Origin of the sequence: Pseudomonas sp. FEMGT703P (assembly GCF_002786345.1) — a bacterium.
Taxonomy (GTDB): Bacteria; Pseudomonadota; Gammaproteobacteria; order Pseudomonadales; family Pseudomonadaceae; genus Aquipseudomonas; species Aquipseudomonas peli.
The window spans coordinates 1-21556 of sequence record NZ_PGCM01000005.1 but is presented as its reverse complement, the minus strand read 5'-3'; the positions used below and the strand labels follow the sequence as shown (position 1 = coordinate 21556).

Sequence of the window (21556 nt, the reverse complement as noted above, 5' to 3'; positions counted from 1 at the left end):
ATACATATAAAAGATACAAGGCATACCTTCTATTTATGAATTTGCATCACCTCAAAGTCTTTCTCGCCATCGCCCAGACCGGCAGTATCAGCGCGGGAGCCGCCCGCCTTTTTATCAGCCAGCCGGCGGTGACCCGTGAGATCCGCGAGCTGGAAGCACGCCTGCGCTTGCCGCTGTTTGACCGACAAAGCCGTGGCGTCACCCTGACCGCTGCCGGACAACGCCTGCTGCCCTACGCCGAGCGCATCTTTGCTCTGGAGCAGGCCGCCGAACGTGACTTGCAGGCCTTCGCCAACCTCGGCTGCGGCGAGCTGCACCTGGGTGCCAGCGCTACTCTGGGCAGCTACCTGCTACCAGCGCTGATTGCACCGTTTCATCAGCAGCACCCCGACCTGCAGCTGAGCCTGCAGATCGACAACACCGCGGCCTGCCTACAACAGCTGGAAGATAACGCCATCACCCTGGCCTTTATCGAAGGGCCATTCGCCCCGGAACAGTTCAATCACCGTCACCTTGGCACGGATGCGTTGCTGCCCGTCGCCAGCCCCAAGCATCCGCTGGCCAAGCAGACGGCCGTCAGCCCAGGGGAACTGGCCGACGCCGCCCTGCTGATACGCGAACCGGGCTCCGGAACCCGCGCCAGTCTGGAGCAGGCCTATCAGGCGCTCGGCCTGCAACCACGTGTCGCCATGGCCCTGGGCAACAGCGAGGCGCTAAAACGCAGCTTGCTGGCCGGCCAAGCCGTGGCCTGGATTTCCGAACTTGCGGTGCAGGAGGAGCTGCGCAGCGGACAGCTGTGCCACCTGCCCGTTCGCGACTTACAGATCAGCCGCGATCTGCATGCCGTCTGGCGCAGTGAACACAGCCTGAGCCCCGCGGCGGCGGCGCTGCTGGAACAGGTTGAACAGGCACTGAGCACCAGCAAGAGCAATATCAAAACTTTTTGATATTGCTCTTGCTGGATAAAAAGTGACCGACTAGACTGCCCAACCTATGAATATGCGCGCCTCCCATTTGGCCTTCGAGCCGGTCGATGCCCTCGCCGCCCTGTGCAAGGCCAGCGGTGACGCGTTGCGCCTGAACATTCTGCGCGCCCTGGCCAACGACTCGTTCGGTGTATTGGAGTTGGCGCAGATCTTCGCCACCGGTCAATCCGGCATCAGCCATCATCTCAAGGTGCTGGCCCAGGCTGGCCTGGTGGCTACCCGCCGCGAAGGCAATGCGATTTTCTACCGCCGCGCCCTGGCTCAGGGTGAACAGCTGGGTAGTCGCCTGCACAGCGCGCTGCTTGATGAAATCGATCAGCTACAGCTGCCTGCCGAGGTACAGCAACGCATCGCCCAAGTGCACGGCCAACGCGCCGCCGCCAGCCAAGAGTTCTTCGCCCGCAGCGCGGCCAGCTTCCAGGCGCAGCAGGACCTGATCGCCGGTCTGCCGCAGTACCGCGACAGCGTGCTGGCCCTGCTCGACTCACTGGGTTTTGCCCGTGATGCCAGCGCCGTGGAAATCGGCCCTGGCGATGGCGGCTTTCTCCCGGAGTTGGCGCAACGCTTCCAGCAGGTACTGGCCCTGGATAACAGCGCGGCGATGCTTGAACTGGCCCGTCAACGTTGCACCGAGGAAGGCCTGGGCAATGTGCAACTGCAGCTGGCCGATGCCCTGCAGGACGACTACCCGGCTGCCGACTGCCTGGTGCTGAACATGGTGCTGCACCACTTCGCCGCCCCGGCCGATGCGCTCAAGCAGCTGGCGCAGCGCGTGAAACCTGGCGGCAGCCTGCTGATCACCGAATTGTGCAGCCACAACCAGAGCTGGGCCCGCGAAGCCTGCGGCGACCTGTGGCTGGGCTTCGAACAGGACGACCTGGCGCGCTGGGCCGCTGCGGCCGGCCTCAACACCTGCGAAAGCCTCTATGTAGGCCTGCGCAACGGCTTTCAGATTCAGGTTAGGCACTTTGCCAAACCGTCACTCACTCATGGCCTACGGGCTGCAACTACCGGTCACTAACAGGAACCCGCACGATGAGCGAATACTCCCTCTTTACCTCCGAGTCCGTCTCCGAAGGCCATCCCGACAAAATCGCCGACCAGATTTCCGACGCGGTGCTGGACGCCATCATCGCCCAGGACAAACACGCCCGCGTGGCCGTGGAAACCCTGGTCAAGACCGGTGTGGCCATCGTTGCTGGTGAAGTCACCACCAGCGCCTGGGTCGACCTGGAACAGATCGTCCGCGACGTGATCTGTGACATCGGCTACACCAACTCCGACGTCGGCTTCGACGGCGCCACCTGCGGCGTGCTGAACATCATTGGCAAGCAGTCCCCGGACATCAACCAGGGCGTCGACCGCGCCAAGCCGGAAGACCAGGGTGCCGGCGACCAGGGCCTGATGTTCGGCTACGCCAGCAACGAAACCGACGTGCTGATGCCCGCACCGATCTGCTTCAGCCACCGTCTGGTCGAGCGCCAGGCCGAAGCGCGCAAGTCCGGCTTGCTGCCATGGCTGCGCCCGGATGCGAAATCCCAGGTCACCTGCCAATACGAAAATGGCAAGGTAGTCGGCATCGATGCGGTGGTGCTGTCCACTCAGCACAACCCGGAAGTATCGCTGGCAGACCTGCGTGAAGGCGTAATGGAGCTGATCATCAAGCATGCTCTGCCGGCCGAGCTGCTGCACAAAGGCACCCAGTTCCACATCAACCCGACCGGCAACTTCGTGATCGGCGGCCCAGTGGGTGACTGCGGTCTGACCGGGCGCAAGATCATCGTCGACTCCTACGGCGGCATGGCCCGTCACGGTGGCGGTGCGTTCTCCGGCAAGGACCCATCCAAGGTTGACCGCTCAGCGGCCTACGCCGGTCGTTACGTGGCGAAGAATATCGTCGCTGCCGGCCTCGCTGAGCGTTGCGAGATTCAGGTGTCCTACGCCATCGGCGTGGCTCAGCCGACCTCGATCTCGATCAACACCTTCGGCACCAACAAGGTGGCAGACGATTTGATCATCAAGCTGGTGCGTGAAGTGTTCGACCTGCGCCCTTACGCCATCACCAAGATGCTCGACCTGCTGCACCCGATGTACCAGGACACCGCGGCCTACGGCCACTTCGGCCGCACGCCGAAGCAGAAGACCGTCGGCAACGACACCTTCAGCACCTTTACCTGGGAAAAAACCGACAAGGTCGCCGACCTGCGCGCTGCCGCTGGGTTGTAAGCCTGAAGCAATACCCGAAGCCCCGCCTTGTGCGGGGCTTTTTATTGCCTACACATCGCGCTCACTCGGGTAAATCCGACTAGTCTGAGTGAGACATCTGCCGAGCAAGGACGCTCACGGTGAACCTCCGAATTGCCTGCCTGCTGCTGTTCAGCAGCCCCCTTTGGGCCACCTGCCCCGACTGGTCCGCCCCGCGCGCCGAACGCGAATTGAATGCCCTGAGCCGACAACTGGCCGAATGGGACGATACCTACCATCGTCTGGGGCAAAGCCCGGTCGCAGACGAGCTGTATGACCAGGCCAGCGTCACCCTGCAACATTGGCGCAGCTGCTTCCCGGCCCCCCATAGCGCGGCAGTTAACCCGCTGGCCAGCAGCACCGGCCCACAACCGCACCCGGTGGCTCACACAGGCCTGCGTAAGTTGCCAGACAAGCGTGCTGTCGCGCGCTGGATGGCCAAACGCGATGAGCTATGGATTCAGCCCAAGGTCGATGGCGTGGCCGTCAGTCTGGTGTATCACCAAGGGCACCTGCTGCAACTGATCAGTCGCGGCGACGGCCGTCAGGGGCAGGACTGGACCCAGCTGGCCCACCAGCTGCCAGCAATTCCCGCAGAGCTGCCTTCGGCGCTGAACCTGACCCTGCAAGGCGAGTTGTACTGGCGCAGACCTGGGCATATCCAGCGGCAAGATGGCGGCCAAAGTGCACGCAGCAAGGTAGCCGGCCTGATGAGCCGCAAGGCGTTGAGCCATGAGGACGCAGCCGGTATCGGCCTGTTTGTCTGGGATTGGCCCGATGGCCCAGCCAGCATGCTAGAGCGTCTGCAGCAGCTGAGCGCGCTGGGCTTCACCGACAGCGCCACGTTCAGCCATCCCCTTCGCAGCGTGGCCGACGCCAGCCACTGGCGCGAGCAGTGGTACAGCAGCGCCCTACCCTTCGCCACCGATGGCGTGGTGCTGCGTCAGGCCCAGCGCCCGCAGGCCGCACGCTGGCAAGCAGAACCGCCGCACTGGGCAGTGGCCTGGAAGTACCCGGTCGGCCAAGCTCTGGCCGTGGTGCAGGCCGTGGACTTTCGCATCGGCCGCAGCGGGCGCATCACCCCGGTGCTACGCGTGCAGCCGGTAAAATTGGATGACCGGCGCATCGAATACGTCAGCGCCAACTCACTGCAACGCTGGCAGGCGCTGGATATACGCCCCGGCGACCAGGTGGTGATCCGGCTCTCCGGGCTTACCATCCCGGTGCTCGACAGCGTGTTCTGGCACACCCAAGAGCGCGCTGAATTGCCGGTGCCAGATGCCCGCGCTTACCACGCCCTGAGCTGCTGGCAAGCCAGCGCCGCTTGCGCCAGCCAGTTCCGTGCACGCCTGGCATGGCTCAGCGGCAAACAAGGTTTATCTCTGCCGGGGGTGGGCCCGGGCACGTGGGAAAAACTGCTGCAGGCGGGAATGATCAACGGCCTGCTCGACTGGCTGGAGTTAACCCCCGAGCAGTTGATTCGCGTGCCAGGCTTAGGCCCGCGGAGCGCAGCGGCCTTGCAGCAGAGTTTTCAATTGGCCCGCCAACGTCCGCAGCAGGCCTGGCTGCGTGCCCTCGGGGTTCCGTCTCAGGTGCCATTAAACGCGGACTGGGACACGTTGGCGCAGCGCAGCACGGCCGACTGGCTGCGCCAGCCCGGCATCGGCCCGCAACGCGCGGCGCAGTTAACAGCTTTCTTCCAGCACCCCGAGGTGAAAGCCCTGCAGGCGCAGTTGCGCGCCGCGCAGATCGCCGGATTTTGAGGACTTTAGAACGCGCGGAACTCTTCATGACAAGCTTTGCAGCTGTCTTCAACACGCTGCATCGGCGCAACCAGTGCATCGGGCTTTAACGGCTTTGCCGCCGTCGCGGCGACTAGCGCAGCGGTGCTGGTTTCCATGGCACGAGCCAGCTCCTGAAAACGCGCCTGGCGCTGCCAGACGTCATCCTTGGCACGGCTTTCCTCAACGTCATCACGCACCTGCGGAAAGTGCTGCCAGGGCGTGCGGGTCAGTTGATCGAGCTTGGCGGCGCCGTCAACAAATGCCTGTTCCTTGAAAGCCAACCGCCCGCGCAGCATGCCGCCAAGGTCTTCGCTGACCTTGAGCATCTGCTTGAAAATGCTCTGACGCTGGCCTTGCGGCGAATTGGGATCGACACCGCCGCAGCCGCTTAGAGCAAGCGCCAATACAACCAGAGACAAGGTTTTAAGCTTCATAACACCTTCAAATGCCAACAACCGGATGGATAACGGGTGACAGTATCGCCACCCAGTACCCACCGGCCAAGCGTGGTGTTTTGCCGCAGAGGACTGAACAGTCCGGCTGCAATCAAGCCGATACGACAAACAGGCTGATGATCAGCCCCATGTTGACGAACCACACCAGTGAACGCACCGGCGCCCAGTCAGCCAGGTAACAGATGAAATAGACAATACGGCTGACGACAAACGCGATCGCCAACTGATCAAGCAATGCCTGCTCAGCGCCGCCTGCCAGGTGGGCAATGATCACCGCGGCCGAAAAAGCCGGGGTCACTTCAAAACTGTTGAGCTGGGCGTTGTTGGCCCGCCGCCCGACGCCGCTGAGGCTGTTGAGCAACGCCCGCGGGTCATGGTTATGACGCGGGCTAAAACCACCGCTGACGGCCTTGGCGGTAACCGTCGACAGGTAAGGCAGAAACAGGGCAATCAATACACACCAGTAAGCAGTCGTCATGGCAGCTCCGCGTTGAGGGAATAAACATCTGCAGCCTGTATCAGCGCGGATGCAAACACCATGACTGAAGCAGCCAAAAGCGATGGCGCAACAGCCAATCCGCCCGACAGAAAGCCTTGGGCTTATGCGCCAGGCTGGCTATACTTCGTCAGCTTCATGTGGCCGGCACAGCTCCGGTCGCACCCGCCACCTGTCCGAGGGGCGCTGCAGCAAACTCTGGCCACCAGAGATTTGTCAGGCTCGGACAGGGCGTTAACCATACGCATCAACGGCGCCCATTCGCAGACAACGAATGGAGAGCTTTTATGAGCGCCGCTTTTAACGATTTTAAAGTCGCTGACATTTCCCTGGCTGCCTGGGGCCGTCGCGAAACCATCATCGCCGAATCTGAAATGCCTGCTTTGATGGGCCTGCGCCGCAAATACGCCGGCGAGCAGCCACTCAAGGGCGCGAAGATCATCGGCTGCATCCACATGACCATCCAGACCGCTGTGCTGATCGAAACCCTGACTGCACTGGGTGCCGAAGTACGCTGGTCGTCGTGCAACATCTTCTCCACCCAGGACCAAGCTGCTGCGGCTATCGCTGCTGCCGGCATTCCAGTATTCGCCTGGAAGGGCGAGACCGAAGAAGAGTACGAGTGGTGCATCGAGCAGACCATCCTCAAGGACGGCAAGCCTTGGGATGCCAACATGATCCTCGACGACGGCGGCGACCTGACCGAGATCCTGCACAAGAAATACCCGCAGATGCTGGATCGCATCCACGGCGTCACCGAAGAGACCACCACTGGCGTGCACCGCCTGCTGGACATGCTGGCCAAGGGCGAGCTGAAGATCCCGGCGATCAACGTCAATGACTCGGTGACCAAGAGCAAAAACGACAACAAATATGGCTGCCGTCACAGCCTGAGCGACGCCATCAAGCGCGGCACCGACCACCTGCTGTCCGGCAAGCAAGCGCTGGTTATCGGTTACGGCGACGTGGGCAAGGGCTCCGCGCAGTCGCTGCGTCAGGAAGGCATGATCGTACGCGTGACCGAAGTGGACCCGATCTGCGCCATGCAGGCCTGCATGGACGGCTATGAAGTGGTTTCGCCGTTCATCGACGGCATCAACGACGGCACCGCTGCAAGCATCGACAGCGCCCTGCTGAGCAAAATTGACCTGCTGGTGACCACCACCGGTAACGTCAACGTGTGCGACGCGAACATGCTCAAGGCCCTGAAAAAGCGCGCTGTGGTGTGCAACATCGGTCACTTCGACAATGAAATCGATACCGCTTTCATGCGCAAGAACTGGGCATGGGAAGAAGTGAAGCCACAAGTGCACAAGATCCACCGCACCGGCAGCGGCAGCTTCGACCCGCACAACGATGACTACCTGATTCTGCTGGCAGAAGGCCGTCTGGTGAACCTGGGCAACGCCACCGGCCACCCGAGCCGGATCATGGACGGCTCCTTCGCCAACCAGGTACTGGCGCAGATCTTCCTGTTCGAGCAGAAGTTTGCTGACTTGTCCGCCGACAAGAAAGCCGAGCGCCTGACCGTGGAAGTGCTGCCCAAGAAGCTCGACGAAGAGGTGGCCCTGGAAATGGTCAAAGGCTTCGGCGGCGTGGTGACCCAACTGACCAGCAAGCAAGCCGAATACATCGGCGTGCCGCAGGAAGGCCCGTTCAAGCCACACGCTTACCGCTACTAATGCGTAGGGTGGATAAGCCTCTGGCTTATCCACCGCCGACTTCCCGCAAGGTGGATGGAACAACGCCCTCCACCTTTCGTCTCCAAGGCTAGACACCCTATGAGCCAAGAACGCCGTTACAGCTTCGAGTTCTTTCCCACCAAAACCGAAGCCGGGCACGAAAAACTGATGAATGTGGCGCGCCAGCTGGCGACCTACAAACCCGATTTCTTCTCCTGCACCTATGGTGCCGGTGGCTCAACCCGCGACCGTACGCTCAACACAGTGCTGCAACTCGACGGCGACGTGAAGGTGCCCACCGCACCGCACCTGTCCTGTGTGGGCGACAGCAAGGCCGAGCTGCGCGAGTTGCTGAACCTGTACAAGAATTCCGGAATCAAACGCATTGTTGCGCTGCGTGGTGACCTGCCGTCCGGCATGGGCATGGCCAGCGGCGAACTGCGCTACGCCAACGACTTGGTCAGCTTTATCCGCGAAGAAACAGATGATCACTTCCATATCGAAGTGGCCGCCTACCCGGAAATGCACCCGCAGGCACGCAATTTCGAGGACGACATCGCCAACTTCGTGCGTAAGGCCAAAGCCGGCGCAGACAGCGCGATTACCCAGTACTTCTTCAACGCCGACTGCTACTTCTACTTTGTCGACCGTGTGCGCAAGCTGGGTGTAGATATTCCAGTGGTACCGGGCATCATGCCGATCACCAACTACAGCAAGCTGGCGCGCTTCTCCGACGCCTGCGGTGCGGAAATCCCGCGCTGGGTGCGCAAACAACTGGAAGCCTACGGTGACGACACCGACAGCATCCAGGCGTATGGCGAGCAGGTTATCACTGAAATGTGCGAGCGCCTGCTGCAAGGCGGCGCCCCAGGCCTGCACTTCTACAGCATGAACCAGGCTGAACCGAGCTTGGCGATCTGGAACAACCTCAAGCTGCCACGCTGAGGGGCGATACCGCGTCCATGGCCATTGCACGTGCCATGGACGTTATCCCGCGACACACCACAGCTTGTGACTTCCCCCAAGTCGGCTGCCTCAGACAGATCCTGCCGTACTCATCACCCACACCGACTTGACCTCAAGGTCAACCCTGCATAGCTTGAAGCTCAAGACCTCCATGGAGTTGCTCAATGGTCAGCAGAAAAACCATCAATGCCTCGGTCACCCCCAAAGGCAGCCTGGAAACCCTCTCGCAGCGTGAAGTGCAACAACTGCGCGAAACCGGTTCCGGCAGCGTCTATGCGCTGTTCCGCCAATGCGCCTTGGCGATCCTCAACACCGGATCGCACAGCGATAACGCCAAGACCATTTTGGAAGCCTACCCAAACTTCGAGATCAATATCCTGCAGCAAGACCGCGGCATCCGCCTGGAGCTGTTCAACGCCCCGGCTGATGCCTTTGTCGATGGCGAGATGATCGCCAGCACCCGTGAAATGCTGTTCAGCGCCCTGCGCGACATCGTCTACACGCAGAGCGAACTGGAAAATCAGCGCATCGATTTTGGCAGCTCTCAAGGCATCACCGATTACGTCTTCCACCTGTTGCGCAACGCCCACACCCTGCGCGCCGGCGCTGAGCCGAAGATTGTGGTGTGCTGGGGCGGCCATTCGATCAGCACCGAAGAGTACAAATACACCAAGAAAGTCGGCCACGAACTGGGTCTGCGCGGCCTGGACATCTGCACCGGCTGCGGCCCTGGCGTGATGAAGGGACCGATGAAAGGCGCGACCATCTCCCACGCCAAACAACGTAACGTGCATGGCCGTTACCTGGGCCTGACCGAACCCGGGATCATCGCCGCCGAAGCGCCCAACCCGATCGTCAATGAGCTGGTGATCCTGCCGGATATCGAGAAGCGCCTGGAGGCCTTCGTCCGCGTCGGCCACGGCATCATCATCTTCCCCGGCGGCGCGGGCACAGCCGAGGAGCTGCTGTATTTCCTCGGCATCCTCATGCACCCGGACAACCAGAACATCCCCTTCCCGCTGATCATGACCGGGCCACGCAGCGCCGCCGCCTACCTGGAGCAGCTGCATGAGTTTATCGGCGCGACCCTGGGTGAAGCGGCGCAGCAGCGCTATCGCATCATCATCGACAACCCCGAGCAGGTCGCCCGGGAAATGGCTGAAGGGATCAAGGCCGTCAAACAGTTCCGCCGCGAACACAACGACGCCTTCCACTTCAACTGGCTGCTGAAGATCGATGAGAGCTTCCAGCACCCATTCGAGCCAACCCACGCCAATATGGCCAGCCTCAAACTGACTCGCGAGCAACCGGTGCATGAACTGGCCGCCAACCTGCGCCGGGCGTTTTCCGGAATTGTCTCGGGCAACGTCAAGGACAAGGGCATTCGCCTGATTGAGCAGCACGGCCCTTATGAAATTCGCGGTGAACGCGAAATCATGCGCCAGCTCGACCAGCTGCTGCAGGCCTTCGTCGATCAACACCGGATGAAACTACCGGGCAACAGCGCTTATGTGCCCTGCTATAAGCTGATCACCTGAGCGTACATGCACACATGTTTATAGGTCATGGGCGGCCGACCCACGCAGATAGCAGCTACAGTGAGACAGGGTATCTGCAATGAAGTCTGCGAGGTCACCGCACCATGGTCAGGTTGTATGCACTGCTTTTCCTGCTGTCTTGCAGCGTCAACAGTTTCGCCCAGCCCCTGAAAGTCTGTACCAATGAATGGCCACCCTACACGCTCCTCGAAGACGGTCAGGTGCGCGGTATTGATGCTGATCTTCTGCACCTGGTACTGACAAACCTGAATATCAGTTACGACATTACGCTGGAACCATGGCGGCGCTGCTTGCGCAAGATGAGCGATGGCAAACTGGATATTCTGCTCGATGCGTTCTACAGCGACGAACGCGCCAAAGGCATGATTTTCCCCAATGAAGCCATGGCCGACAGCGCAATGGTGCTGTTCCACGCACGAGCACGCCCTCACCTGATCAACTCGGTGGACGATCTTGCAGGCTTACGGGTTGGCACAGAACCCGGCTACGCCTACAGCAACCAAGCCTTCGCTAAGGGCACTCACTTTGTGCGTGAGGATGCTCCAACGCTGGATGCCAATATTGGCAAACTCCTGCTGGGGCGCATTGATCTGGTGATAACTGACCGGGCCGTCGGCCTTTACACCGCCAAGACAATGGGCGCCGAAAATGCCATCGCCTACAGTCCGCAACCGCTGTACAGCGATCAGGTGTATGCCGCCTTCAGCAAACGACCTGCCGTGGCAGCACTGGTGCCACGCTTCGAGAGCGAACTCCGACGCCTCAAAAGCAGCCCCGAGTACGCGGCAATACTGCGGCGCTACCACCAAGAAGTACCGGCTCAGACCGCCGAGCAGACCGACGCTCGCGCTGACTAGCGGCTCTGTTATACTCGGGCCTTCCCGCCAGGCTTGCGCCCGGATGCTAGCCCCCAGAGGCCAGTAGTACCGGACGGGATTACGCCCCCCAAGCGTGATTCAAGCCAGGCAATACACCCCATAGGGCTGCGCCCTCACTAGACAGGATTACACATGTCCTTTGCCTCCCTCGGTCTCTCCGAGGCTTTAGTCCGTGCGGTCGAATCCGCCGGCTACACCCAACCCACTCCGGTGCAACAGCGGGCCATCCCCGCCGCGTTGCAAGGCCGCGACCTGATGGTTGCAGCCCAGACGGGTACAGGTAAGACAGGCGGTTTTGCCCTGCCGATCCTTGAGCGACTGTTCCCCAACGGTCACCCGGATCGCGAACAGCGTCACGGCCCAAAGCAGCCGCGCGTCCTGGTATTGACGCCGACCCGCGAACTGGCCGCCCAGGTGCATGACAGCTTCAAGCTGTATGCCCGCGATTTGAAATTCGTCAGCGCCTGCATCTTTGGCGGCGTTGGTATGAACCCGCAGGTCCAGGCCCTGGCCAAAGGCGTCGACGTACTGGTGGCGTGCCCCGGTCGCCTGCTCGACCTGGCCAACCAGCGCGCCATCGACCTCTCGCACGTGGAAATCCTCGTCCTCGACGAAGCCGACCGCATGCTTGATATGGGCTTTATCCATGACGTGAAGAAGGTCCTCGCCAAGCTGCCGGCCAAGCGCCAGAACCTGCTGTTCTCGGCGACCTTCTCGAAAGACATCACGGATCTGGCCGGCAAGTTGCTGCACAACCCGGAGCGCATCGAGGTCACGCCGCCGAACACCACGGTCGAGCGTATCGAACAGCGTGTATTCCGCATCCAGGCCAGCCACAAGCGCGCCCTGCTCGCTCACCTGATCACCGCTGGCGCCTGGGAACAGGTACTCGTGTTTACCCGTACCAAGCATGGCGCCAACCGCCTGGCCGAGTACCTGGATAAACACGGCCTGCCGGCTGTGGCGATCCACGGTAACAAGAGCCAGAACGCCCGCACCAAAGCCCTGGCTGACTTCAAGGCCGGCAAAGTACGCATTCTGGTAGCCACTGATATCGCCGCCCGCGGCCTGGATATCGATCAACTGCCGCACGTGGTCAACTTCGAGCTGCCGAATATCGAAGAAGATTACGTGCACCGCATCGGCCGTACCGGCCGTGCCGGGCGCAGCGGTGAGGCGATCTCCCTGGTCGCACCGGATGAAGAGAAGCTGCTCAAGGGCATTGAGCGCATGACCAAGCAGAAGATCGGTGACGGTGACCTGCTGGGTTTTGATGCCAGCACCGTTGAGGCTGAGCGTCCGGAAGTGCGCGAGCCGCAGAAGCCACGTCAACCACGCGGCGCCAAGCCAGAAGGCGAGCGCCATGGCGGTGGCCGCAAGGACAAGGGCAAGGACAGCGGTCGCGACAACAACCGTAGCAAGCCACAGGGCGGCCGCAGCCAACAGCCGCGTGGCGCATCATCAAGCCGCGCCGCCGCACCAGCCGTACCCGCACTCCCTCCGGACCGCGCGCCGGACGAGTTCCGCGACGATGAAATCGATAATTTCGGCAACCGTGCCGACTATGTAAGCCCAAACCAGAACAAGCAGCAGAACCGTGGCCGTCGGCCCGGTGCGCCTGCAGCGCCAAGCGGCCCAAGCGCCAGCAATGGCGTTGGCCTGGGGGCTCGCCCAGCCAAACCGCCGCGTAGCAATGGCGGTGGTGCCAATGCTGGCGGTCAAGGCCGTCGTCAGGGCTCAGGCTCTGGTGGCCAGGGCGGTCAAGGTCGCAATGGCTCCGGCCGTGCGCGTCCGCCGCGCGACACCCGCACCACATCGCTGAACCGCGATGAGTTGCCACGCCAGGAAGCGGCAGTGAAAAGCCCACGCGACAAGCAACCAGTGATCGTGCACAAGGGCTCACGCCTGGATCGCTTCCCGACACCGGAGCAGCTCGACGAACTGGCGAGCGCACGTCCGCGCGGCGAAAAGCCGGCACTGCTGACACGCAACCGCGAAGAGTCATAGTCCGCCAGCCGCACACAAAAACGCCGCCCAATGGGCGGCGTTTTGTTGGCAGGTCTAACCAGGCGGGTTATGCCCCGCCTGACAGGCTTACTTGCGCACGCCTTCCACCGAGATGATCAGCTCAACGTCCTGAGACGCCGGGCCGAGGTCTTTCTGGATATCGAAGTCTTTCAGCTTCAGTTTGGTGCTGCCTTCAAAGCCGGCACGGTAGCCGCCCCATGGGTCTTTGCCTTCGCCGATAAACTTGGCCGCAATCACCACCGGCTTGGTCACACCGTTAAGGGTCAGGTCGCCGGTGATATCGGCAGTGCCTTCACCGGTGGATTTGACCGAGGTGGAAGCGAAGGTCGCTGTTGGGTGCTTGCTGACGTTGAGGAAGTCACCGCTGCGGATGTGCTTGTCACGCTCAGCGTGGTTGGTGTCGACGCTGGTGGTGTTCAGGGTGACATTGACCTTGCTGTCCTGCGGCTTGGCGGCGTCGAAGCTGAAGCTACCGTCGAAGTCCTTGAACGTGCCGTACAACCAGCTGTAACCCAGGTGGCTGATCTTGAAATTGACGAAGGCGTGCTGGCCTTGCTTGTCGATGGCGTAATCCGCCGCCATCGCCTGACCAGCGCCGATCAATGCGCCACCCAGTGCCAGGGCTACTAGGGTTTTCTTCAACATGGGCATGCTCCTTGTGAGGGTGAGATGGGGCCAGTCCAGCCCCGGAAACAGCAAACGCAACTAGCGACCGAACATCCGCGTGAGCGTACGGTCACGATCAATAAAGTGGTGTTTCAACGCTGCAAGCGCATGAACGCCCGCAAAAATCACCAGCGTCCACGCCAGATACTCATGCACCAGCCCGGCGACATCTTCCTGATCAGGAATGCTGGTCAAACTGGCTGGCACTTCAAACAGACCGAATACCGGAATGCCGCGACCGTCTGCCGTGGAAATCAGGTAGCCGGAAATCATCAGCACAAACAGCCCCAGATAAAGAAAGCTGTGGCCCAGCTTGCTGGCCATACGCGTCATCCGCCCATGGTTAGGCAGACTCGCCGGGGGCGGACTGAACCAGCGCCACAGCACCCGCGCCAGCATCACGGCAAACAGCACCAGGCCGATGCTCTTGTGCAGGTCCGGAGCCGTCTGACGCCAGCTGCTGTAGTAATCCAGCCCGACCATCCAGTAACCCAGACCAAACAGACCGAAGACCACCACGGCGACCAGCCAGTGCATAAAGATGCTGACCAGCCCGTAGTGAGAAGAACTATTGCGCCATTGCATTACACACTTTCCGGAGAGAAGGACTAGAACCGCGAGTGGAGCAAGACTAGCAACAAACCTATCGACTAAAAGCGGAATTTTTCGCTTTGAAATATCGGGAAATACGATGCATAGCCCTAATGCTTTAACTCAGCACGGTTAGTCTAGCGGCACACTGCAAAGTTCAGCGCACGGGCTACAGAAGGCAGAATAGAGCGGACCAGCGGGCGACCCGAGTCATCGTTTAAGGTTGTGCCGTCCATCCACTGCAATGCTTCTGATAGGCTGGGTGCAGATGAGTGTGAGCCGAGGAAGAAGTAAAGCGATGAGCCTGAATGACCAGTGGATGCAGCGTGACCTGAAGGTGCTCTGGCACCCTTGCACGCAAATGAAGGACCACGAACAGCTGCCGCTGGTGCCGATCAAACGTGGCAAAGGCGTGTGGCTCGAGGACTTCGATGGCAAGCGCTACCTCGACGCGGTCAGCTCCTGGTGGGTCAACGTGTTTGGCCACGCCAACCCGCGGATCAATCAGCGCATCAAGGATCAGGTCGATCAGCTGGAGCACGTGATCCTTGCAGGCTTCAGCCATCAACCAGTGATCGAACTGTCCGAGCGCTTGGTCAAGATGACACCTGCCGGCCTGGACCGGGTGTTCTACGCCGACAACGGCTCATCCTGCATCGAAGTCGCGCTGAAAATGAGCTTTCACTACTGGCTCAACGTCGGCAAACCGGCGAAGAAGCGCTTCGTTACCCTCTCCAACAGCTACCACGGCGAAACCATCGCGGCCATGTCCGTGGGCGATGTGGCGCTGTTTACCGATACCTACAAAGCGCTGCTGCTCGACACCATCAAGGTGCCCAGCCCGGATTGCTATCACCGCCCCGAGGGCATGAGTTGGGAAGCGCATTCGCGAGCCATGTTTGCTCATATGGAGCAGACCCTGGCCGAGCACGGCAACGAGGTCGCGGCGGTGATTGTCGAGCCGCTGATCCAAGGCGCCGGCGGCATGCGCATGTACCACCCGATCTACCTCAAGCTGCTGCGCGAAGCTTGCGACCGGTATGGCGTGCACCTGATTCATGACGAGATTGCCGTCGGCTTCGGCCGCACCGGGACGATGTTCGCCTGCGAACAAGCCGGCATCCGCCCAGATTTCCTCTGCCTATCCAAAGCGCTGACTGGCGGCTATCTACCACTGGCCGCCTGCCTGACCACCAACGAGGTGTACCAGGCGTTCTACGACGACTACTCGACCCTGCGCGCCTTCCTCCACTCACACAGCTACACCGGCAACCCGCTGGCCTGCGCGGCGGCCCTGGCGACCCTGGATATCTTCGAGCAGGACAATGTGATCGAGGCCAACAAGGCCCTGGCCGCACGGATGGCCAGCGCCACCGCACACCTGGCCGATCACCCGCATGTCGCCGAAGTGCGCCAGACTGGCATGGCCCTGGCCATCGAGATGGTGCAGGACAAAGCCAGCAAAACCGCCTACCCCTGGCAGGAACGTCGCGGCCTCAAGGTGTTCCAGCACGCGTTGGAGCGCGGCGCGCTGCTAAGGCCACTGGGCAGCGTGGTGTATTTCTTACCGCCTTACGTGATCACCCCGGAGCAGATCGACTTTCTCGCCGAAGTGGCCACTGAAGGCATCGACATCGCCACCCGCACCTCGGTCAGCGTGGCGCAAGGCAATGCCAACTACCCCGGCTTTCGCGATCCGGGCTAAGGCATTCACCCTCAGCCGGCTGTATGCGGCACGCCTGAGGCGTTAAGCTTGCCGCCTCAACTGTGCCGCTGTAGCGATCAATCCATGCGCCTTTCTCGTTTCTTTATCGATGCCCCCCTCTACCTCGGTCAGCACGAGCTGCCCGAAGCCCAGGCCCACTATATCGGCCGCGTACTGCGGCATGCAGTGGGCGATGCGGTGCAATTATTCGATGGCAGCGGCCAGGAATACCGGGGCGAGCTGATCGAGGTGGGCAAGAAAAGCGTGCGCGTCGAGTTGCGCGAAGCCTTTGCCGGCCAGGCAGAATCACCGCTGCATATTCATCTGGGCCAAGGTCTGTCGCGCGGCGAACGCATGGATTGGGCGATTCAAAAGGCCACCGAACTGGGCGCCAATGAAATCAGCCTGATCATCAGCGAGCGCTGCGAAGTGCGCCTCAAGGATGAACGCGCTGACAAGCGCATGGCGCACTGGCGCCAAGTGGCGATCAGCGCCTGCGAGCAATGCGGTCGCTCGGTGCTGCCGATCATTCATCCGCCCATCAGCCTGAATGACTGGCTGGGGCAGGTAACCGCCGAACTCAAGTTGGTGCTGCACCCGGTCGCTGAGCCGTGGGCCAGCCACCCGCAGCCTAAGTCGCTGGCCTTTCTGATCGGCCCGGAAGGCGGTCTGAACGACAGCGAAGTTGCCTTGGCCAAGACCCAGGGCTTCCACGCCGCCCGCCTCGGCCCGCGCGTGCTGCGCACGGAGACTGCGCCGGTGGTGGCGTTAAGCGTGGCGCAGCAGTTGTGGGGCGATTTCTAAGCGCTACTTAACATCATAAAAAAGCCCGCTAACGCGGGCTTTTTTGTTTAGCGTCAATCAGATCAACCCGGCATCCGCCAGCTTCTGCTCCAGCCCAATCAGGTCCGGGATCTTCAGCACGGCTTCGCCAAACTGCACCGCATCCAGCTCCAGCGGCGACAGGGCGGCATCGGCGCGCACCAGATCGGCACCGACCTTGATCGAGCGCGGAATACCCTGCACCAGCACAGCAATAAACTTGACGTTCGGCCGTCCACCCAAAGCGTTGATCACCGCTACGCGCGAGCCGGGGCTGACACTGACCTGGCCATCCGATGCCGCTTCGAACGACAACAGCGGCAGGCGTAGATCACGCCAGGCAATCTGCCCGAGGAACCAGCCGGGCATGCCTTCACTGGTCTGTGGCGCGCGATAAGGGATCAACTCGGCCACTGCCACGTTGGGCAGCAGCAGAGTACGGTCAGTCAGCGGCATCAACAGGCCGGTCAGGCTGTTGGCGCTGTTCTGCGTGGCGACGGCTTGGCTCATGAAAATTTCCTGTACAGGGCACAGCCCCAGATTAACGGCACTGCTCGGCCAGGTGATTGACCAGAGCTTCGGCCAGCTCACGCGGATCACCGCTGTGGCTGCTGTAGCCGGCTTCACGCAGGCTGTCCGGCATGCTTGGACAGGCGCAGCTGTCTGCACGCTGGGTCCAGATCAAGCCACCCTGACGGCGCACATAAGCCGCCGCGGCACTGCCGTCACTGCCCATGCCACTGAACGCAATAACGCCACTCATGGCGCCGAAATGCTGGGCCAGGTTAAGCATCATCTGGTCGATGGACGGGCTATAGGGTTCCGGCCAGCCACGCTCAGATATCTGCATAAGGGCATCATCACTGAAGCCCAGTTCGTGGCTGATCGGTACCACCACCACTTCACCGCAACGCACCGCGTCGCCATGTCGAGCCGGGTTCACATGCCACTGGCTGTGGCGCCCCACGGCTTGCGGCAGCGTGCTCTCGAAACTGGCATCAATATGCTGAGCGTACACAAAGCCCACCGGCAACCCGCCGGGCAAGGCATCGAGAAAGGCTTTTACCGCCGCAGGGCCGCCCAGCGAGGCCGCCAGCAACCACACCTGCCGCGCCGGCTCGCCGGCAACCAGCGGGGTATCCGCCAGCGCAGCCGGCAGGTCCAGACGCGATGGACGCTGCGCTTCGGCCAACAAGGCTTCCAGGCTCGGTCCAACCGCCTGCGACGGATCACCGACCAGCTTCTTCAGCTTGCCGAACAGACGACGCTCCCAGCGCGGATAGTTTTCCGAATGACGCTCCGGCGCGTGGCCTTCGCCAAACAGTACCGGGGCCGAGGCACTTTCCATCAGGCTGTCGACCAGCGGCAAGTCTTCCGACTGCGCCAGATCAACCAGCCACAGGTCGGTTTCGCAGGCGTTCAGGGTTTCCTGATCGAGGCGCGCCGGGTCGCTGTTCATCACCACCTGATAGCCGCTACCAGTCAACGCCTGTTGCAGCACATGGCGCTGCAACGAGGTGTCGGCAATCACCGCAATACGGGCTGCAGTTTTCTCACTCATGTGCGGTTTACCGGGTGGCGGCCCACCAGTTGCTGAATGGTTTCAAGCAACAAGGACTCCTGGTAAGGCTTACCAAGGTACTCGTTGACGCCGATGCTCATGGCCCGCTCACGGTGCTTTTCACCGGTACGCGAGGTGATCATGATGATCGGCAGGTCTTTCAGGCCTTCATCGTGGCGCACCAGGGTTGCCACTTCGAAGCCGTCCATGCGTGGCATTTCGATGTCCAGCAGCATGATGTCGGGCTTGCGCTCCTGCAGCTGCGAGATGGCATCGACACCGTCCTTGGCGGTCAGCACGTTCATGCCGTTACGCTCGAGCAGACGACTGGTGACCTTGCGCACGGTGACCGAATCGTCAACCACCATGACAAGCGTCGGCCGATCCGCTTCGATCTCCGCTGCCGTAGCCGACTGCCTGAGCTGGCGTGGCTGCAGCTGAGTGAGCAAATGCGCATGCAGCACGCGAATGGTTGCGAGCAGGTCAAGAATGACCACCACGCGACCGTCACCAAGGATGGTCGCACCGGAAATCCCGTGTACGCCAGCAAACTGCGGACCGAGGCTCTTCACCACGATCTCGCGCGAACCAGCCAGGGAGTCGACCTGCACGGCCACGGCGTGCTCCTTGGAGCGCACCAGAATCACCGGCAGCGGCAGGCTCTGCCCCACCAGTTTGGGCTGCTGACCGTTGTTCAGCAGGTCGCCCAGATAGCGCAGCTCATAGCTCTGCCCGGCGTACTCGAAGCGCGGTGCATCGGGCGCGTAGTAGGCTTCCAGCTCATACGGGGAGACCCGCACAATACCTTCGATGGTGTTCAGCGGAATGGCGTAGAGGTCTTCACCCGACAACACCATCAACGCACGGTTGACCGACACGGTGAACGGCAACCGAATGGTGAACGTGGTACCCGTGCCTGGGATCGACTCGATGCTCATCGAGCCACCGAGCTGCTTGACCTCGGAGTGGACCACGTCCATGCCCACACCACGCCCGGAAATCTGCGTGACCTTCTCGGCGGTAGAGAAACCGGCCTCAAGGATAAACTGCAGTACTTCGTAGTCGGTCAGGTCGGCGTCAGCGTCCATCAAGCCGCGCTCGATGGCTTTGCGCCTGACCGCTTCCAGACGAATGCCGCCGCCGTCATCGGCCAGGGTCAGGACGATATCGCCGCCCTCACGGCCCAGCGCCAAGCGGATAGTGCCTTGCTCCGGCTTACCGGCTGCACGACGCACGTCAGACGTTTCAATGCCATGGTCAACCGCGTTACGCAGCATGTGTTCCAGCGGCGCGACGATACGCTCGAGTACGGTACGGTCCATCTCACCATCGGCATTGCCAACGATAAACTCGACCTGCTTGCCCAACTCACCGGAAATCTGCCGCACGATACGGCGCAGGCGCGGCACCAGACGGTCGAACGGCACCATGCGCGTACGCATCAGGCCTTCCTGCAGCTCGGAATTGACCCGCGCTTGTTGCAGCAGCAGGGTTTCCGCATCGCGGTTACGCGCTGCCAGGGTTTCTTTCAGGTCAAGCAAGTCGGAAGCGGACTCAAACAGTGCGCGCGACAGCTGCTGCAGCTGAGAGTGGCGATCCATTTCCAGTGGATCGAAATCCTCATAGCCCATACGCTCGGCTTCAGCCTCAATACGGCTGAGGATCTGCGCCTGGGTTTCGGTATCGAGGCGGCGCAACTGGTCACGTACGCGGTCGATGGTGGCTTCCATCTCACTCAGGGTGAAACCAAAGTCGCTGACCTGCTGCTCAACACGGCCACGGAAAATCGAGGTTTCACCGGCCAGGTTAACCAGACCTTCAAGCAGTTCGGCCGGCACTTTGACCAGTTCCTGCGGGGCACGACGCGAAGCGGCTTCCTGAGCGGCTTCTTCAGCGCGGCGCACGAACGGTAGCACCTTGGCCACCAGTTCCTGAGCCGGCATGGCACTGGCCGCAACAATGGGAGCGCTCAATTCCGGCATACGCGCCGCTTGCTCGACCACGGGCTCAGGCGCTTGCGGGCTCGCGGAATCAGCCACCAGGCTATCATTCAGGCGCTGACGCAGCGCGTCGAGTTCCTGCTGCAAGCCTTCAAAACCCGACTGCACATCCACAAACAGACTCTGCGGCCACGGTGCACCCTGGGCTTGCGCTTCGGTCAGGTGTTGCTCGAGGCTGTGAGTGAGGTCGCCCAGGCGCTTCTGTCCAGCCAGGCGCGCACCACCTTTGAGGGTGTGCAGGATGCGCAGCATATCGTCGATGGCGGCGCCGTCTTCACGGTCAGCTTCCCAGCGGCCGATAGAGACTTCCATAGCTTCCAGCAGGTCATCACCTTCCTCAAGGAAGATGTCGAGGATGTCCGATTCGGCATCGTCATCCTCTTCGGCCTCAGCGGCCTTAAGGGCCACCGCGGACGGCATGCTGAGCTGTTCATCCGGATTGCTGCGGAAACGCTTGATGGTTTCGATCAGCGCCTCGCCACTTGGTACGCCGCGCTTGCCGCGAACGGCTTCAAGCATCTCAGCCAGGCTGTCGTGACAGGCCTGAAGCAGCGTGAACAGGTCCTGGCTGGCGCGCAAACGCCCTTGGCCAAGGCCTTCGTAGAGGAATTCCAGCTCGTGGGCCAGGTCACCGATTTCACGGATTTCAGCCATGCGTGCACCACCCTTGAGGGTGTGCAAGTCACGCTGCAGCGACTCCAGCTCCAGGCTGTTGTTGACGTCGCCCATCCAGCGTTGCAACGCCGCACCGGCACTGTCGATGATGTCGAAACCTTCTTCGAGGAAGATTTCCACCAATTCAGGATCACGCTCGTCATCCAATACAGCAGGCGCAGCAATAGCAACCGGTGCTGGCTCTAGCTCGGGAGCAGTGTCGAGAAGCTCGGCAGACTCGACTTCGCCTTCAACAACAGAGTCGACCCATGGCAGCTCATCGAGCTCTACGGCGGGCAATTCGAACGCGTCGATCTCCGTCGGCTCGGCTACCTGCGGCTCGCTATCCGCAGGCTCCTGCGGGGCATCGGCGAGGATACCGAAGTCGATCTCTTCTTCAATCTCTGGCAGCTCAGCAGGCTCAGGCTCTGCCAGATCAAACGACTCGATCATCGACAGTGCCGGTGCGGCGTTGCAAC

The 21556-nt window shown here is 61.4% G+C and carries 18 protein-coding genes and 1 riboswitch; of the genes, 11 read left to right on the top strand and 7 right to left on the bottom strand.

From position 1 onward, the window contains the following. Positions 1-35 precede the first annotated feature (35 nt). The 4 genes from CUR33_RS04015 to ligB all read left to right on the top strand — a co-directional run bounded on the left by CUR33_RS04015 (position 36) and on the right by ligB (position 4993). Complete coding sequence (locus CUR33_RS04015; RefSeq protein WP_289238767.1) at positions 36-947, top strand: LysR family transcriptional regulator; 912 nt, start codon at positions 36-38, stop codon at positions 945-947. 46 nt (positions 948-993) lie between these two features. After that, positions 994-2007, top strand: a complete 1014-nt coding sequence (locus tag CUR33_RS04010) for an ArsR/SmtB family transcription factor (protein WP_289238766.1) — start codon at positions 994-996, stop codon at positions 2005-2007. A gap of 14 nt (positions 2008-2021) precedes the next feature. Continuing rightward, on the top strand, positions 2022-3212 hold the full coding sequence (gene metK, locus CUR33_RS04005) for a methionine adenosyltransferase (RefSeq protein WP_160085777.1): 1191 nt from the start codon (positions 2022-2024) through the stop codon (positions 3210-3212). A gap of 119 nt (positions 3213-3331) precedes the next feature. Next, positions 3332-4993, top strand: coding sequence for an NAD-dependent DNA ligase LigB (gene ligB, locus CUR33_RS04000; protein ID WP_289238765.1), 1662 nt, complete (start codon positions 3332-3334; stop codon positions 4991-4993). 5 nt (positions 4994-4998) lie between these two features. Here the strand turns inward: ligB and CUR33_RS03995 are convergent, their stop codons facing one another. After that, entirely contained in the window at positions 4999-5448 is a 450-nt protein-coding gene (locus CUR33_RS03995; protein WP_289238764.1) for a c-type cytochrome, read from the bottom strand. A 112-nt stretch (positions 5449-5560) separates the two neighbouring features. After that, on the bottom strand, positions 5561-5947 hold the full coding sequence (locus tag CUR33_RS03990) for an MAPEG family protein (protein WP_289238763.1): 387 nt from the start codon (positions 5945-5947) through the stop codon (positions 5561-5563). 190 nt (positions 5948-6137) lie between these two features. After that, positions 6138-6231, top strand: a riboswitch (S-adenosyl-L-homocysteine riboswitch). Positions 6232-6252: 21 nt separating this feature from the next. On the opposite strand from CUR33_RS03990, the gene ahcY reads away from it, so the two are divergent. From ahcY to CUR33_RS03965, 5 genes are all read left to right on the top strand, one after another. Continuing rightward, positions 6253-7647 carry an adenosylhomocysteinase gene (gene ahcY, locus CUR33_RS03985; RefSeq protein ID WP_289238762.1) on the top strand — a complete coding sequence of 465 codons (1395 nt, stop codon included), beginning with the start codon at positions 6253-6255 and terminating at the stop codon, positions 7645-7647. Between the two features lie 99 nt (positions 7648-7746). Continuing rightward, a complete protein-coding gene (gene metF / locus CUR33_RS03980) occupies positions 7747-8592 on the top strand; it encodes a methylenetetrahydrofolate reductase [NAD(P)H] (protein WP_289238761.1) in 846 nt (281 codons plus the stop codon). A gap of 185 nt (positions 8593-8777) precedes the next feature. Then, positions 8778-10151, top strand: a complete 1374-nt coding sequence (ppnN, locus tag CUR33_RS03975) for a nucleotide 5'-monophosphate nucleosidase PpnN (RefSeq protein WP_289238760.1) — start codon at positions 8778-8780, stop codon at positions 10149-10151. A gap of 104 nt (positions 10152-10255) precedes the next feature. Then, positions 10256-11029, top strand: a complete 774-nt coding sequence (locus tag CUR33_RS03970) for a substrate-binding periplasmic protein (RefSeq protein ID WP_289238759.1) — start codon at positions 10256-10258, stop codon at positions 11027-11029. A 153-nt stretch (positions 11030-11182) separates the two neighbouring features. Beyond that, positions 11183-13057 (top strand): DEAD/DEAH box helicase, encoded by a 1875-nt coding sequence (locus CUR33_RS03965; RefSeq protein WP_289238758.1) that lies wholly within the window; start codon positions 11183-11185, stop codon positions 13055-13057. 87 nt (positions 13058-13144) lie between these two features. On the opposite strand, the gene CUR33_RS03960 is transcribed toward CUR33_RS03965, so the two are convergent. Together CUR33_RS03960 and CUR33_RS03955 are read right to left on the bottom strand one after the other, a co-directional pair. Further along, positions 13145-13723 (bottom strand): YceI family protein, encoded by a 579-nt coding sequence (locus tag CUR33_RS03960; protein ID WP_090250063.1) that lies wholly within the window; start codon positions 13721-13723, stop codon positions 13145-13147. A gap of 60 nt (positions 13724-13783) precedes the next feature. After that, positions 13784-14329, bottom strand: coding sequence for a cytochrome b (locus tag CUR33_RS03955; protein ID WP_289238757.1), 546 nt, complete (start codon positions 14327-14329; stop codon positions 13784-13786). A gap of 304 nt (positions 14330-14633) precedes the next feature. On the opposite strand from CUR33_RS03955, the gene CUR33_RS03950 reads away from it, so the two are divergent. Both CUR33_RS03950 and CUR33_RS03945 read left to right on the top strand, forming a co-directional pair. Beyond that, entirely contained in the window at positions 14634-16040 is a 1407-nt protein-coding gene (locus CUR33_RS03950; protein WP_289238756.1) for an adenosylmethionine--8-amino-7-oxononanoate transaminase, read from the top strand. Between the two features lie 84 nt (positions 16041-16124). Continuing rightward, the gene (locus CUR33_RS03945) at positions 16125-16844 is read left to right on the top strand and encodes a 16S rRNA (uracil(1498)-N(3))-methyltransferase (RefSeq protein ID WP_289238755.1); all 720 of its coding nucleotides are present in this window, start codon (positions 16125-16127) and stop codon (positions 16842-16844) included. A 57-nt stretch (positions 16845-16901) separates the two neighbouring features. On the opposite strand, the gene CUR33_RS03940 is transcribed toward CUR33_RS03945, so the two are convergent. The 3 genes from CUR33_RS03940 to CUR33_RS03930 form a co-directional block, all read right to left on the bottom strand. Continuing rightward, positions 16902-17372, bottom strand: a complete 471-nt coding sequence (locus tag CUR33_RS03940; protein ID WP_289238754.1) for a chemotaxis protein CheW — start codon at positions 17370-17372, stop codon at positions 16902-16904. Positions 17373-17403: 31 nt separating this feature from the next. Beyond that, positions 17404-18423 carry a chemotaxis protein CheB gene (locus CUR33_RS03935; protein ID WP_289238753.1) on the bottom strand — a complete coding sequence of 340 codons (1020 nt, stop codon included), beginning with the start codon at positions 18421-18423 and terminating at the stop codon, positions 17404-17406. Beyond that, positions 18420-21556: hybrid sensor histidine kinase/response regulator (locus tag CUR33_RS03930; protein ID WP_289238752.1), on the bottom strand; the 3137-nt coding region annotated here is incomplete at its 5' end. The genes CUR33_RS03935 and CUR33_RS03930, both read right to left, overlap by 4 nt.